The sequence below is a fragment of the Streptomyces sp. NPDC056480 genome (genome assembly GCF_042795405.1).
Taxonomy (GTDB): Bacteria; Actinomycetota; Actinomycetes; order Streptomycetales; family Streptomycetaceae; genus Streptomyces.
The window spans coordinates 1-12,495 of the sequence record NZ_JBHTSA010000022.1 but is presented as its reverse complement, the minus strand read 5'-3'; the positions used below and the strand labels follow the sequence as shown (position 1 = coordinate 12,495).

Here is a 12,495-nt window from a genome sequence, read left to right as displayed (position 1 = left end):
CCGGGCCCCTCCGTGCGCTCCGGCCGCGTCACGCCCCCTTGAGTGCCGCCTTGGCGAACGGCCCGAGGAAACGGGGCGCCCCGTCCTTCACCTGCCACAGGTACAACCCCAGCAGGGCGATGTCCGTGTCCTTGTTCGCCTGGGCCGTGTACGTCTTGACGAGCCCCGTGTACGGAGTCTGCAGCAGGCCGTTCCGGACGCCCGAGGCCACCGATTCGGCGTGGTTCGCGGCCGCCGTGCGCAATGCCTGGAGCATCCAGTTGGCGAGGTCGTACGCCTCCGTGGCGAACCGGTCGACCGGTGTCGTACCGGGCAGTTGCCAGCGCCTGCGGTACGCGGCGGCGAACGGCTTCGCCTTCGGGACCCCGTCGGGGTCGACGTAGCCCGTACCGAAGTACCAGCCTTCGGCGGCCGCGCCGGCGGCGGCGAGGAACTCCGGCTGGAGTACGTACTCGACGCTGCCGCGGGGCCCCCGGTATCCCTGGTCACGCAGCGCCCTCGCGCACAGCGCGGCCCGGCGCGGCGACGTCCCCACGTACATCACGCCCTGCGGGTCGGTCGCGAGGGCGGCCCGTACGGCGGGGCCGAAGTCCTCGCTGCCCGCATCGACGGGGTGAGAGGTCACGATCCCGCCCTTGTCGCTCGACGGCGGGTTGTCCTTCATGTTCTTGACGGCGAACCAGCTGTACTCGCCACCGGCCCGGTCCTCCACGGCGGCGGTCCTGATCGCCCCGTGTTCGGAGAGGTAGCGGCTGAAGGGAACGACCATCATGTCCTGGATGGTGCGCGGCTGGATGTAGGTGGTCTTGGTCTCCTGGCCCTTGATCTGACCGGCCGGCACATCGGCGACGACGCTCGCCAACGGCATTCCGTGGAGGACCAGTTCGCCCGCTGCCGCGACGGCGGTCGACGTGACGGTCGGCCCCACGACCCCGACCAGCCCGGGGACCTTCAACAGGGCGAGGGCCGCGGCCTTGGCCCGCTCCGGCCTCCCGCCGTCGTCCTCGACCCGCAGGCGTACGTCGAAGGGGCGGTCACGGCGGGCGTTGAACTCCTCCACCGCCAGCCGGACTCCGCGCTCCTGCCCCCGGCCGTCCGCCTTGGTGGGGCCGCTCAGGTCGGTGAGGACGCCGATCGTGTACGTGTCGAGCGGGGCGCCGGTGCCGCCCGTTCCCGTGCCCGTCCCGCCCGGTGTGCGGTTCAGCAGCCAGGCGGTCAGACCACCGGCTCCCGCCACCGCGGCGGCCGAACCCGCCATGAGGACGCGTCGCCGCGACATTCCCCGGGGCTGCCCGGGGTCCACCAGCATGGTCGGCTCGGCGACGGGCAGGTCCAGGACCCGTGAGGAGCGCTGGGCGATCAGCGCCGGCAGGCCCGGCGGCAGCCAGTCCCCCGCCGGGGCGTCGGCCTCCCCCAGCGCCACCCGCACCTCGGGCGCGGTCGGCCGGTCCGCGGGGTCCTTCGCCAGACAGGCCGTGACCAGCGGGAGGACCGTGTCCGGCACCTCGGTGAGATCGGGCTCCTCGTGGACCGTCCGGTAGACGACCGCCGCCACCCCGCCCGTACCGAAGGGCCGCTCCCCCGTCAGGGCGTACGCGAGGACGCAGCCGAGCGAGAAGACGTCGCTCGCCGGTCCGACCTCGCCCGCCCCGGCGGCCCTGGCCTGCTCCGGGGCGAGGAAGCCGGGGGTGCCGATCATCGCGTCCGTGGCCGTCAGGGCGGTCGCCCCCGCGGACCTCGCGATGCCGAAGTCGATGAGGCGCGGGCCGTCGAGGGCGAGGAGGACGTTCCCCGGCTTGACGTCCCGGTGGACGAGCCCGGCCTCGTGCATGTCGGCGAGCGCGGACGCCAGCCGGGCGCCCAGGGCCCGTACCGTCGGCTCGGGCAGGGCGCCGTGCAGCGCCACGGCCTCGGCCAGCGAGGGGCCCGGCACGAACTCGGTCGCCAGCCACGGCTCCCGGGCCTCCGGGTCGGCGCCGAGCACCCTCACGACCCAGCGGCCGGTGATCCGCCCGGCGGCCGCGGCCTCACGGCGGAACCGCTCCCGGAAACCGGGGTCGGCGGCGTGCTCGGCCCGGATGAGCTTGAGCGCGGCGAGCGCCCCGCCGCCGGAGCGGGCGAGGTAGACCACGCCCATGCCTCCGGCGCCGAGACGGCCGAGCAGCCGGTATCCGGCGATGGCCGACGGGTCGGCCTTGCGCAGCGGTTGCACGGACTCAGGCCTTCTCGTCGTTCTTGTCGGGCTTGTGCGGCAACAGAGGGGCGGAGCCGATCGGTTTGTACGCGCCGTTCTGGACCGCGAAGACGAAGGTGCCCCCCATACCCAGGTCGCCCGACTCGGTGAAGTTGTATCCGCCCATCGCGCCCTTGTAGTCCTGCTTGCGCAGCGCGGCCCACAGCCCCTTGCGCGCGGGCTTGCCACCGGCCTTCGCCCGGGCCGTCAGCTGCCCGATCGTCATCATGACCACGTCGTACGACTCGCCCGCGTAGTACGCGGGGGCCGTGCCGTACCGCTTGCGATGGGCGGCGCTGAAGGACGCGGCCGTCTTCTGCGCGGCCGGGTCGGCGACGGGCGCGCACACGAACCAGCCCTCGGCGGCTGCCCCGGCCTGCCGGACGAACTCCTGGCCGAAGACGGCCTGGCCGGTGAACCTCGGTCCGGTGAAGCCGAGTTCGCCGAGCGCGCGGGCGGCGAGGACGGCGGTCTCGGTGACTCCGCAGTGGACGTAGGCGTCGATGCCGGCGTCGATCATCTCGCCGAGCACCCGGCGGTACGCGCGGGCGTCGGCGTGGGCGGGGACGACGCGGAAGTGCGGGGGGATCCCGGCCTGCCCGAAGCCGAAGCGCACGCCGCCGGTGACCTGCCAGCTGTAGTGGTCCTCGGTCCGGTCCTCCAGGACCCCGGGGCGGCGGATCTGGGGCAGCAGGGTGACGGCGAAGGCGAGGTGGGTCCCCGCGCTGATGTGGTTCGGGATGGCGCGCAGGACCGTCTCGTTCCGCGCGCTTCCCGAGCGCAGGGTGAGCAGGTTGTATCCGGCCGACACGGTGATCAGCGGGATGCCGGCCTCCTCGAAGGCGGGGATGACGGCCTGGGCGACGGCGTCCGTGGTGGGGCCGAGGACCGCGAGGACGCCGGGGTCGGTGGTGAGGGCCTTGGCGGCCTCCAGGGCCCTGGACGCGTCCCCCCGGTCGTCGACCACCTTGAGGCCGAGGGTGAAGGGCTTGTCCTTCCGCGCGTTGAACTGCTCGACGGCCAGCCGCGCGCCGCGTTCCTGGGCCCGGCCGATGTCCTTGGCGGGCCCGGACAGGTCGGCGAGGACGCCGATGGACCAACTGGTGCGGGGCGGGGCGGCCTTCTTGCCGTCGTCCTTGCCGTCCGCCTCGTCCTCTCCGAGCCCCGCCCAGACGGCCGCCGCGCCGCCGCCGGCCGCCAGGACCGCGGCGCCCGACACGAGCAGCAGGAAGCCGCGTCTGCTCTTCTTCGGGGCGGCCTGGCCGGTGCCGGTGCCCGACTCGGTGACGTCGATCTCCGGCAGGGCGAGCATCCGGGCGGAGCGTTCGGCGATGGTCCGGACGACCGGGGCGGGCAGCCAGTCGGCGCCGTTGCCGGGGTTGTCCTCCACGAGCCGGACGCCGATCTCGGCGGCGGTGGGCCGGGCGGCCGGGTCCTTGGCCAGACAGGCCCGGACGAGGTCCACCAGCCCCTCGGGGACGCCGGCGAGGTCGGGCTCGTCGTGGACGGTCCGGTACATCAGGGCGTCCACGGCGCCGGTGCCGAAGGGCGGGCGGCCCGTGACCGCGTACCCGAGGAGGCAGCCGAGCGCGAACACGTCGGCGGCCGGGCCGATCGCGTCGACGCGGGCCTCGGCCTGCTCGGGGGCGAGGAAGCCGGGGGTGCCGACGACCATGTCGGTGGCGGTGAGCGCGGTCTCTCCGGTCGCGCGGGCGATGCCGAAGTCGATGAGGCGCGGGCCGTCGACGGCGAGGAGGACGTTGCCGGGCTTGACGTCCCGGTGGACGAGACCGGCCGCGTGCACGGCGGCGAGCGCTCGGGCGACGGACCAGCCGAGGAGGCGGACGCTCCGCTCGGGCAGCGGGCCGTGCGCGGTGACGGCCTCGCCGAGGGAGGGTCCCGCGACGAAGGCGGTGGCCATCCACGGTTCGGGGGCGTCGGGATCGGCGCCGGTGACCGGCACGGCCCAGGGGCTGGAGACCCGTCGGGCGGCCTCGACCTCACGGCGGAACCGGGCCCGGAAGTCGGGCTGGTCGGCCTGGTCGGCGTGGGTGACCTTGACGGCGGCGAGCTCGCCGGCGGCGGTACGGCCGAGGTAGACCACCCCCATGCCGCCGGCGCCGAGGCGGCCGAGGAGCCGGTATCCGGCGATCGCCGACGGATCGGAGGGCAGCAGCGGCTGGAGGGCGCCGGGCTCGGGGCGGGGCGGCGGGGCGGCGGGGCTCACGACTGGACCTCCAGCTCTTTCTTGGCGCGATCGAGCATGGTGACGAGTGCCCGCACCTGCGCCTGGCTCGTGCCGGTGATCGTGCCGTCGTTCATCTCGCTGTAGCCGGGAGCTCCCTTGACGACGGTGGCGACGGTGACCTGTCCGATCCGGGACTGGTACCAGCTGTAGAACTGCTTCCCCTTCACCGCGTCGTTGACGTAGGAGCCGCCTTCGCGGAGGGAGTCGTCGGCGGTGGCGTTGCCTCCGACGCCGAAGGGGTTGCCGAGCGACATGAGCTCGGTGATCCGCTCGCCGTCGCGCAGCTTCTGGTCGGGGCAGCGCAGCGCCTCTTCGAGGGTCGACGCCATCTCCCAGTCGGCGTCGGACGCGGTGCGGTGCACGGTGACGGTGGCGGCGACCCGCAGGACGCCCTTGCCGCCGGCGGCGGGCAGCTCGCTGTAGGCGGTGACGCTGGCGAGGACGTCGGCCGGCCGGGTTCCGGTCTCCCAGGAGCAGGTGGCGCCGAGGACGGGCCAGTAGTCCGGGTCGCTGAGATGGGGGGTGCGTTTGACGTAGCCCGAGGCCCAGGCGTCGGGCCCGGCGACGACGGCGAGGGCGAGGCGTCTGGCCGCCGCCTCGGTCTTCGGCGCGCGCCGCGGGTCAGGGGTGAAGTCGAGGGCGGTCGGGGTGGGAGCCGGTGTGCTGGTCGGGGCCTTGGTCGGGGCCGCCGTCGTGCCCGTACTCCCCTTGCCGTCGGGTTTCTCGCCGCCGCTGGTGCAGCCGGCGGCCATCACCCCGCCCACCAGTACGGCACAGCAGGCACGCCACAGTCTTCGGTCCCCGTACGCCACAGTTCCCCCACGGTCCCTCACGGTTTCCCCACGAACGGTGAGCAGATCGTACGGCCCGGCACCGACAACTCACCCTGGTTACAACATCATTGGGACGGATTCGTGGCACGCTCGCAACGCACCTCGTCGTACCGCTCACGGGCCCCCTCGACCGCGGCGACCTGTCGCTCCGACCAACGGGCCAGTTCCCAGACCTGGCGGGCCGCTCCGGTGCCCAGTTCGGTGAGGCTGTAGTCGACGCGGGGCGGGATGACGGGCTTGGCGTCGCGGTGGACGAAGCCGTCGCGCTCCAGGGTCTGGAGGGTCTGGGCGAGCATCTTCTCGCTGACGCCGCCGATGTGCCGCCGCAGCTCGCTGAAGCGGTACGAGCGCTCCAGGAGGGCGGCCAGGACCAGGACGCCCCAGCGGCTGGTGACGTGCTCCAGGACGAGCCGCGAGGGGCACATCTGCTGGTTCACGTCGGGCTTCTTCGACCGCTCACTTACTCCCATACCAGTACCTTACTTCAAAGTGGGTACTTTCTCTTGGTTAGCGCCCGACGTACGGTGAGTGCATCGCACACCGCACAGCCACCACACCCCACGGGGAAAGGACGCACCATGAGCATCGTCGTCACCGGAGCCACCGGCCAGCTCGGCCGTCTCGTCATCGACGCCCTCCTCTCCAACCCCACCGTCCCCGCCGAGTCCGTCGTCGCCGTCGTCCGCGACAAGGCGAAGGCCGCCGGCCTCGCGGAGCGCGGTGTCGAGCTGCGGATCGCGGACTACAGCAGGCCGGAGACCCTGGCCGGAGCCTTCGAGGCCGGCGACCGGGTGCTCCTCATCTCGGGCAGCGATGTCGGGCAGCGCGTCGCCCAGCACTCCGCCGTGATCGACGCCGCCAAGGCCGCGGGCGTCGCCCAGCTCGCGTACACCGGCGTCCTCGGCGGCGACGAGGCCGACTTCGACCTGGCCGCCGAGCACAAGGTCAGCGAGCGGCTGATCCTCGAGTCCGGGCTGCCGTACACCTTCCTCCGCAACGGCTGGTACACCGAGAACTACACCGCCAACCTCGCCCCCGTCCTGGCCCACGGCGCCGTCGTCGCCAACGCCGGCGAGGGCCGGGTCGCCTCCGCCACCCGCGCCGACTACGCCGCCGCCGCGGCCGCCGTCCTGACCGGCCCCGCCGACGAGCACCTGAACAAGGCGTACGAGCTGAGCGGCGACACCGCCTGGTCCTTCGCCGAGTACGCGGCCGAGGTCGCCGCCCAGACCGGCCGGGAGATCACGTACAGCAACGTGCCCGCCGAGGCGCACCTCGCGATCCTCACCGGCGCCGGCGTCCCGGCCCCCTTCGCCGAGATCCTGGTCGACGTCGACCGGGCCGTCGAGCACGGCGCGCTCGCCCGGCAGACGGGCGACCTGACCCGCCTGATCGGCCGCCCGACCACCCCGATCGCCGTGACGATCGAGGAAGCCCTCGCCGGTTCCTGACCACCGCCTCCATGCGGTCATGACCGTATAGCGGTACGGGCATGACAACCCGCCCCGTGCGGCGCTACCTTCGACAGGACAGCGCGGCACAGGGCGGGAGGTCCGGTGAAGACGGAGAACGAGGAACGAGCAGGATTGCTCTACGGGATCGGCGCCTACGGCATGTGGGGTCTGGTCCCGCTCTTCTGGCCCCTGCTCAAGCCCGCCGGATCGGTCGAGATCCTCGCCCACCGCATGGTGTGGTCCCTGCTCTTCGTCGGCGTCGCCCTGCTCGCGGTGCGCCGCTGGGGCTGGGTGCGCGAACTCGTCCGCAGCCCCCGCAAGCTCGGCCTGATCACCGTCGCCGCCGCCGTCATCACGGTGAACTGGGGCCTCTACATCTGGTCCGTCAACACGGGCCACGTCGTCGAGGCCTCCCTCGGCTACTTCATCAACCCGCTCGTCACCATCGCCCTCGGCGTCCTCGTCCTCCAGGAACGGCTGCGCCCCGCCCAGTGGGCCGCGGTCGGCATCGGCTTCGCCGCCGTCCTCGTCCTGGCGATCGGCTACGGACAGCCGCCCTGGATCTCCCTGACCCTCGCCTTCTCCTTCGCCGTCTACGGCCTGGCGAAGAAGAAGGTCAACATCGGCGGCCTGGAGTCGCTCGCCGCCGAGACCGCCGTCCAGTTCCTGCCGGCCCTCGGCTACCTCGTCTGGCTCGGCACCCAGGGCACCCTCGCCTTCGGCTCCCACGGCGCGGGCCACACGGCCCTGCTCGCCGCCACCGGCATCGTCACGGCCGTGCCGCTCGTCTGCTTCGGAGCGGCCGCGATCCGCGTACCGCTGTCGACGCTCGGCCTCCTCCAGTACCTGGCGCCGACCTTCCAGTTCCTCCTCGGGGTCCTCTACTTCCACGAGGAGATGCCGCCGGAGCGCTGGGCGGGCTTCTCCCTCGTCTGGCTGGCCCTGACGATCCTCACCTGGGACGCCCTGCGCACGGCCCGCCGGAGCAGGGCCGCCATGGAGGCGGCGAAGGCGACGGCCGGGGCTGCGGCCGGGGTCGAGGGGGCGGCGGGGGTCGAGGGGGCGGCCGGGACCGAGGACGCGGCCGGGGTCGAGGCGACGGCCGGGGCCACGGATCCGACTCAGGCCCTGGCGCCCGCGCCGGCGGCGCCCACGACCCGGCAGGCACCCTGACCTCAGGCGTCCAGCAGGTCGTACTCCCGGATCAGCCAGCAGACCGCCGTCAGGCGGAGGGTCGCGAAGTCGTGGCCGGCCGGCTCGGTCCAGTCCGCCCCGGTCAGCCAGTCGGTGAACCCGAGGACGTAGTCGGCGAGCTCCTCCCGCCGGACGGTCCGGCCCCGCGGCCCCCGCTGGGCCGGGACCAGGGCGTCGCGCACCGCGGCGGCGTGCTGGTCGACGGCAGCCGCGAGCCCCGGCTCGGAGGTCGTCTCCGAGAGCCGGGGCATGTACGTGGCGGCGACGCCGATCAGCGGACAGCCGGGCGAATCGTTCATCCCTCCACATTAGGCGCGTACCGGGGCACTGAAGCCGTGAGCTTGGTCGCAGCGCCCGGGGCGGACACCGACACGAGGGGCGGTCACCGATCCGGTCGACGGCCACCGATCCCAGGGTCGGTTACCGATCCCAGGGTCGGTTACCGATCCGAGGGGCAGTTCCCTCTTGTAACCGTCGGCGCCCTGCGGGATCATCCTGTGCCATGGAACTCACCGCGAAGGTGCCGAGTCACTGCACGGGAACGTACGGGGACGACGGGGACCCCGACCCCTTCCAGTGGGACACCCGCGAGGACTGCGAGGTACGGCAGATCCTCGACCGGGTCGCCGACAAGTGGTCGCTCCTCGTCATCGCCCTCCTCGACCGCCGGGTGATGCGCTTCACCGAGCTCAAGCGCGAGATCGACGGCGTCAGCCAGCGCATGCTGACCGTGACCCTGCGCCAGCTGGAGCGCGACGGCCTGGTGAAGCGGACGGTCCACCCGGTCGTCCCGCCCCGCGTCGAGTACGAACTGACGCCCCTGGGCGGCACCTTGCACACCACGATCCGCTCCCTCGTCACCTGGACCGAGCAGCACCAGAACGAGATCGCGGCGGCACGCGAGGAGTACGACACACGGGAGGCGACGGCGGTGGCCTGAACAGGCCCGCCCGCCCACGTGCGACGCGGATAACCGGTGGCCCCGGCCCCCGACTTCACCCATCCTCATGGCCATGGAAGAAACGAAGTCGGCCATCGACGAGCCGAGGTACCGCATCCGCGCGCTCCACACCGACCGCACGGTCACCGTCTACCAGGCGTACCGGCCCGAGATCGGCCTGCCCGCCGCCCGCGAGGGACGATTTCCGGCCGCCTGGAAACGGGACCGGATGACATGGATCAAGCCGTCGTTCCTGTGGATGATGTACCGCTCCGGCTGGGGGAAGAAGGAGGGCCAGGAGACCGTCCTCGCCGTGGAGATCACCCGCGAGGGCTTCGAGTGGGCCCTGCGGAACGCCTGCCTCTCCCACTACAAACGCGGGTTCCACCCCGACCAGGCCACCTGGGAAAGGGAGTTGAGACAGGCGCCCGCGCGCGTCCAGTGGGACCCGGAGCGCGACCCGCAGCTCCGGGAACTCCCGTACCGCTCACTCCAGCTCGGCCTGTCCGGCGAGGCGTCCCGCCGGTACGCGGACGAGTGGACGGTGTCCGTACGCGACGTGACCCCGCTCGCGCACCGGGTCCACGACCTGGTCCGCTCGGGCGACCTGGCGGCGGCCCGGCTCCTGCTCCCGCACGAGGAGCCGTACCCGGAACCCGCGGGGCTGCTCGACCACCTGCGCGGACAGCGGCGGCCGGAACTCAGCCGGCCGGCGTCGGCGCCGTGACGACCGAGAAGTTGAAGTCGCCGGTGCCGAGCATCCCGTAGAGCCGCAGCCACAGCTGTACGAGCTGCTCGGTGGCGCGTGCGCTCGTCAGGTCGCCGAGGTCGAGGATCCGGTCGGGGGCCCAGCCGAAGGAGCCGAGCAGACCGGCGACGACGGCCTTGGCGTCCTCGTCGTCCCCGCTGAGGAAGACGTTGTGGTGCCCCGGGACACGGCCGGGCTCGACCATGACCGTGTTGGTCATGGTGTTGAGCGACTTGACGACCCGGGCCTCCGGGAAGGCGTGCTGGAGCTGCTCGGCGATGCTGACGCCGTCCGGGGTGACGACCTTGGGCGGGAAGCCCTCGGAGAAGTCGAGCCCGTTGGACACGTCGAGGAGGACCTTGCCGCGCAGCCTGTCCGCGCCCACGGACCGCAGGACGACGAGGGAGACGAGACCGCCGGTCGCGTTGACGACGAGCTCGGCGGGCCCGGCGACGTCCGCGAAGGTCCCGTGCCCGCCGCCGAACTCGTCGGCCCACTTGACGGCCTCGGCGTTGTCGGCCGTACGGGAGCCCAGGGCGACCTCGTGGCCGAGGGAGGCGAGCTTGGTGGCGAGTCGGCGGCCGACTTCGCCGGTGCCGAGTACGGCGATCTTCATGAGGTGCGCTCCTTCGAGGGAGACGACGGCCGGGATGCCGACCCTACGCCGGACCACACGCGGCCGCCGCTCCGTCACGCCTTCCGGCAGGTCGTACGCCGGACGGGTCGCGGCACGAAGCGGCCCCCGCCGCAGGGACGGGGGCCGCTTCGCGCGTCTCCTCGGGAGACAGCGGGTGGGCGTCTAGAACAGGTGGTTGTACGTCTGCCAGCCGCCGCCGATCCTCGCGCGGGTGGCGTACGGCTTCGTCGCCGCGCCCGTGCCCTGGTAGTACCAGAGGGCGCCCGAGCCGTCGCGGGCCACGAGGTCCGCCTTGCCGTCGGCGTTCAGGTCGCCGGGCGCCACCATGGAGTTGTAGGCCTGCCAGCCGGTGCCGATCTGCGTCCGGCCGCCGAACGGCCGGGCCGACACGCCCGTGCCCTGGTAGAGCCACTGCAGGCCCGCCGCGTCACGGGCGATCAGGTCGGCCTTGCCGTCACCGGTCACGTCGGTACCGCCGACGAGCGAGTTGTACGCGCCCCAGCCGCCGCCGATCCGCACGCGCGCGCCGAACGGCGCCGTGGTGTTGCCCGTGCCCGGGTAGAGCCACAGGACGCCCGTGGTGTCCCGGGCGAGGAGGTCCGCCTTCTTGTCACCGGTCAGGTCCGAGGCGCCGGCCAGCAGGTTGAAGGCGTTCCAGCCGCCGCCGACGCGCAGCCGGTCCTTGTAGATGCCGCCGTCTCCGGACATCCGGTAGAACCACAGCACGCCGTTCCTGTCCCGCGCGACCGCGCCGGGGCCGGTGCTCTGGACGGTCACCGGGCCGAGCCGGGTGAGCGCCGAGTACTGGTTCCAGTTCAAGGTGCCGCCGACGAGTTCGGCCGAGCCGAACGGCCGCGTGGCCTTGCCCGTACCCCTGTGGTCGAGCAGGTCACCACTCGCGGAACGACCCACGAGCCGGTAGCGCTCGGTCACCCGGATCGCGCTGGAGACCGCGAAGTCGGAGACCTTCTCCGGGTTGCCGGTGCCGAAGGAGTACACCTCGTACGTCATGGTGTTCCGCAGCCGCCAGGCGGGCGCGGTGGCCCCGGCCTTGAGGCCGTAGGTGACCGTGTAGTCGCCGGGGGCCTTGATGTCGCAGCGGATCTCGCCGCCCCAGCCCACCTCGCCGAGCGAGTGGTCGCACGCGGCGCCGGCGGCACCGCCCGCGTCGACACCGTCGACGCTGACCTTCAGCTCGCCCTCGTCCCAGCGGCGGAAGCCGGGGGCCGGGCTCAGGCTCATGATGATCCGGCCCGTGTCGGCCGCGTGCAGCTTCACCGTGTGCTTGACCGTGCCGCCGGCGGGCAGCGCGGGCGTCGACGGCGTCATCGTGTTCTTGGCGACCTGGGCCTTGGTCTTGGCGACGATCACCGCGTGCGCCCGGCGCGGGCCGATGGCCTTGGAACCGGCGGTCTGCGCCTCCTTGACACCCGCGTCGACGCTGGCGCCGCGGGGCACGTAGACGAGGCCGTAGTAGGCCTTGGTGCCGTTGGCGGCGGTGCCGGTGGCGGAGACCTCCGGCCCCGGGTTGCCCCAGTCCTTCACGTCGCACAGGTAGACGCCGGCGGTCCCCGCCTTGGCCTTGCAGCCGTCAGCCCGGTCCACACGGAGCCCGGCGGGAAGACCGCCGCCGGACCAGGTGGCATCGGTGAGCGGCTTCTTGCTCAGTGCGTAGATGTACGTACCGTCCGGCCGGCCGTCGTTCTGGCCGCCGGTGGAGGCCGGGGACAGCTCGCCCCAGCCCTCACCCGGCATCAGGACGACGTCATCGACGCCGTCGAAGGAGAACGTCGGGTCCCCGGCCGCGACGGCCGTCCCCGCCCCCACGATGCCGCCGGTGGCAAGAAGCACCGCCGCGACACCGGACCCCAGAAGCTTGCGCAAAATAACCCCCTGCAATGAATCAACCGGCGGACGGTAACACGCACCTCGGACAGACGAAGGCGCAGGTGGTGGGGGGCGGGAGCGGGGGCGGGAGCGGGGAGGTGGTGCGGGTCTTGGGGTTCCTTGGGGTGGGCCGGGTGTGTGGGCTTCTGGTGGGACCGCCCTCTTTCCGAGAGTCGCTCCTTCCGGTGGTGCGTCAAGGGCGCTCCTTCGTCGCGTCGCTGCGCGATGGGCTGCGCCCACCCTTGACCCACCACCTCCAGGAGCGAAAACACTCTCGGAGGGCGGTCCGGGGGGCGGGGTCACCGCCGGGCTTCGGGCAGT

At 72.9% G+C, this 12,495-nt stretch carries 11 protein-coding genes; 4 read left to right on the top strand and 7 right to left on the bottom strand.

From position 1 onward, the window contains the following. Positions 1-28: 28 nt before the first annotated feature. The 4 genes from ACFQ79_RS12595 to ACFQ79_RS12580 form a co-directional block, all read right to left on the bottom strand. Positions 29-2,212: a bifunctional serine/threonine-protein kinase/ABC transporter substrate-binding protein gene (locus ACFQ79_RS12595; protein WP_383582068.1), complete on the bottom strand. Its 2,184-nt coding sequence runs from the start codon at positions 2,210-2,212 to the stop codon at positions 29-31. 4 nt (positions 2,213-2,216) lie between these two features. Further along, positions 2,217-4,460: a bifunctional serine/threonine-protein kinase/ABC transporter substrate-binding protein gene (locus ACFQ79_RS12590; protein ID WP_383582066.1), complete on the bottom strand. Its 2,244-nt coding sequence runs from the start codon at positions 4,458-4,460 to the stop codon at positions 2,217-2,219. Beyond that, the gene (locus ACFQ79_RS12585; RefSeq protein WP_383582063.1) at positions 4,457-5,233 is read right to left on the bottom strand and encodes a hypothetical protein; all 777 of its coding nucleotides are present in this window, start codon (positions 5,231-5,233) and stop codon (positions 4,457-4,459) included. Before ACFQ79_RS12585 ends, ACFQ79_RS12590 begins: the two co-directional genes overlap by 4 nt. Positions 5,234-5,379: 146 nt before the next feature. Further along, entirely contained in the window at positions 5,380-5,784 is a 405-nt protein-coding gene (locus ACFQ79_RS12580) for a winged helix-turn-helix transcriptional regulator (protein ID WP_383582060.1), read from the bottom strand. A gap of 108 nt (positions 5,785-5,892) precedes the next feature. Between ACFQ79_RS12580 and ACFQ79_RS12575 the strand changes: the two genes are divergently transcribed. Further along, positions 5,893-6,765 (top strand): SDR family oxidoreductase, encoded by an 873-nt coding sequence (locus ACFQ79_RS12575; protein ID WP_383582057.1) that lies wholly within the window; start codon positions 5,893-5,895, stop codon positions 6,763-6,765. Positions 6,766-6,870: 105 nt separating this feature from the next. Next, on the top strand, positions 6,871-7,941 hold the full coding sequence (gene rarD, locus ACFQ79_RS12570) for an EamA family transporter RarD (RefSeq protein ID WP_383582054.1): 1,071 nt from the start codon (positions 6,871-6,873) through the stop codon (positions 7,939-7,941). A gap of 2 nt (positions 7,942-7,943) precedes the next feature. Here rarD and ACFQ79_RS12565 read toward each other — a convergent pair whose 3' ends face one another. Then, positions 7,944-8,261, bottom strand: a complete 318-nt coding sequence (locus ACFQ79_RS12565) for a DUF6401 family natural product biosynthesis protein (RefSeq protein ID WP_383582051.1) — start codon at positions 8,259-8,261, stop codon at positions 7,944-7,946. Between the two features lie 203 nt (positions 8,262-8,464). On the opposite strand from ACFQ79_RS12565, the gene ACFQ79_RS12560 reads away from it, so the two are divergent. Then, the gene (locus ACFQ79_RS12560; protein WP_383582049.1) at positions 8,465-8,902 is read left to right on the top strand and encodes a winged helix-turn-helix transcriptional regulator; all 438 of its coding nucleotides are present in this window, start codon (positions 8,465-8,467) and stop codon (positions 8,900-8,902) included. Between the two features lie 73 nt (positions 8,903-8,975). After that, complete coding sequence (locus ACFQ79_RS12555) at positions 8,976-9,629, top strand: DUF4291 domain-containing protein (RefSeq protein WP_383582046.1); 654 nt, start codon at positions 8,976-8,978, stop codon at positions 9,627-9,629. Here the strand turns inward: ACFQ79_RS12555 and ACFQ79_RS12550 are convergent. Continuing rightward, positions 9,604-10,266 (bottom strand): NADPH-dependent F420 reductase, encoded by a 663-nt coding sequence (locus ACFQ79_RS12550; RefSeq protein WP_383582044.1) that lies wholly within the window; start codon positions 10,264-10,266, stop codon positions 9,604-9,606. The two genes, ACFQ79_RS12555 and ACFQ79_RS12550, sit on opposite strands and share 26 nt — an antisense overlap. A 183-nt stretch (positions 10,267-10,449) precedes the next feature. Beyond that, on the bottom strand, positions 10,450-12,171 hold the full coding sequence (locus ACFQ79_RS12545; protein WP_383582042.1) for an FG-GAP repeat domain-containing protein: 1,722 nt from the start codon (positions 12,169-12,171) through the stop codon (positions 10,450-10,452). Positions 12,172-12,495 lie beyond the last annotated feature (324 nt).

Excerpts from the sequence above, each read along its gene's own strand:
- ACFQ79_RS12585 (WP_383582063.1), bottom strand. The coding sequence starts at position 5,233 with ATGGCCGCCGGCTGCACCAGCGGCGGCGAGAAACCCGACGGCAAGGGG.
- ACFQ79_RS12580 (WP_383582060.1), bottom strand. The coding sequence starts at position 5,784 with ATGGGAGTAAGTGAGCGGTCGAAGAAGCCCGACGTGAACCAGCAGATG.
- ACFQ79_RS12575 (WP_383582057.1), top strand. The coding sequence starts at position 5,893 with ATGAGCATCGTCGTCACCGGAGCCACCGGCCAGCTCGGCCGTCTCGTC.
- ACFQ79_RS12565 (WP_383582051.1), bottom strand. The coding sequence starts at position 8,261 with ATGAACGATTCGCCCGGCTGTCCGCTGATCGGCGTCGCCGCCACGTAC.
- ACFQ79_RS12560 (WP_383582049.1), top strand. The coding sequence starts at position 8,465 with ATGGAACTCACCGCGAAGGTGCCGAGTCACTGCACGGGAACGTACGGG.
- ACFQ79_RS12555 (WP_383582046.1), top strand. The coding sequence starts at position 8,976 with ATGGAAGAAACGAAGTCGGCCATCGACGAGCCGAGGTACCGCATCCGC.
- ACFQ79_RS12550 (WP_383582044.1), bottom strand. The coding sequence starts at position 10,266 with ATGAAGATCGCCGTACTCGGCACCGGCGAAGTCGGCCGCCGACTCGCC.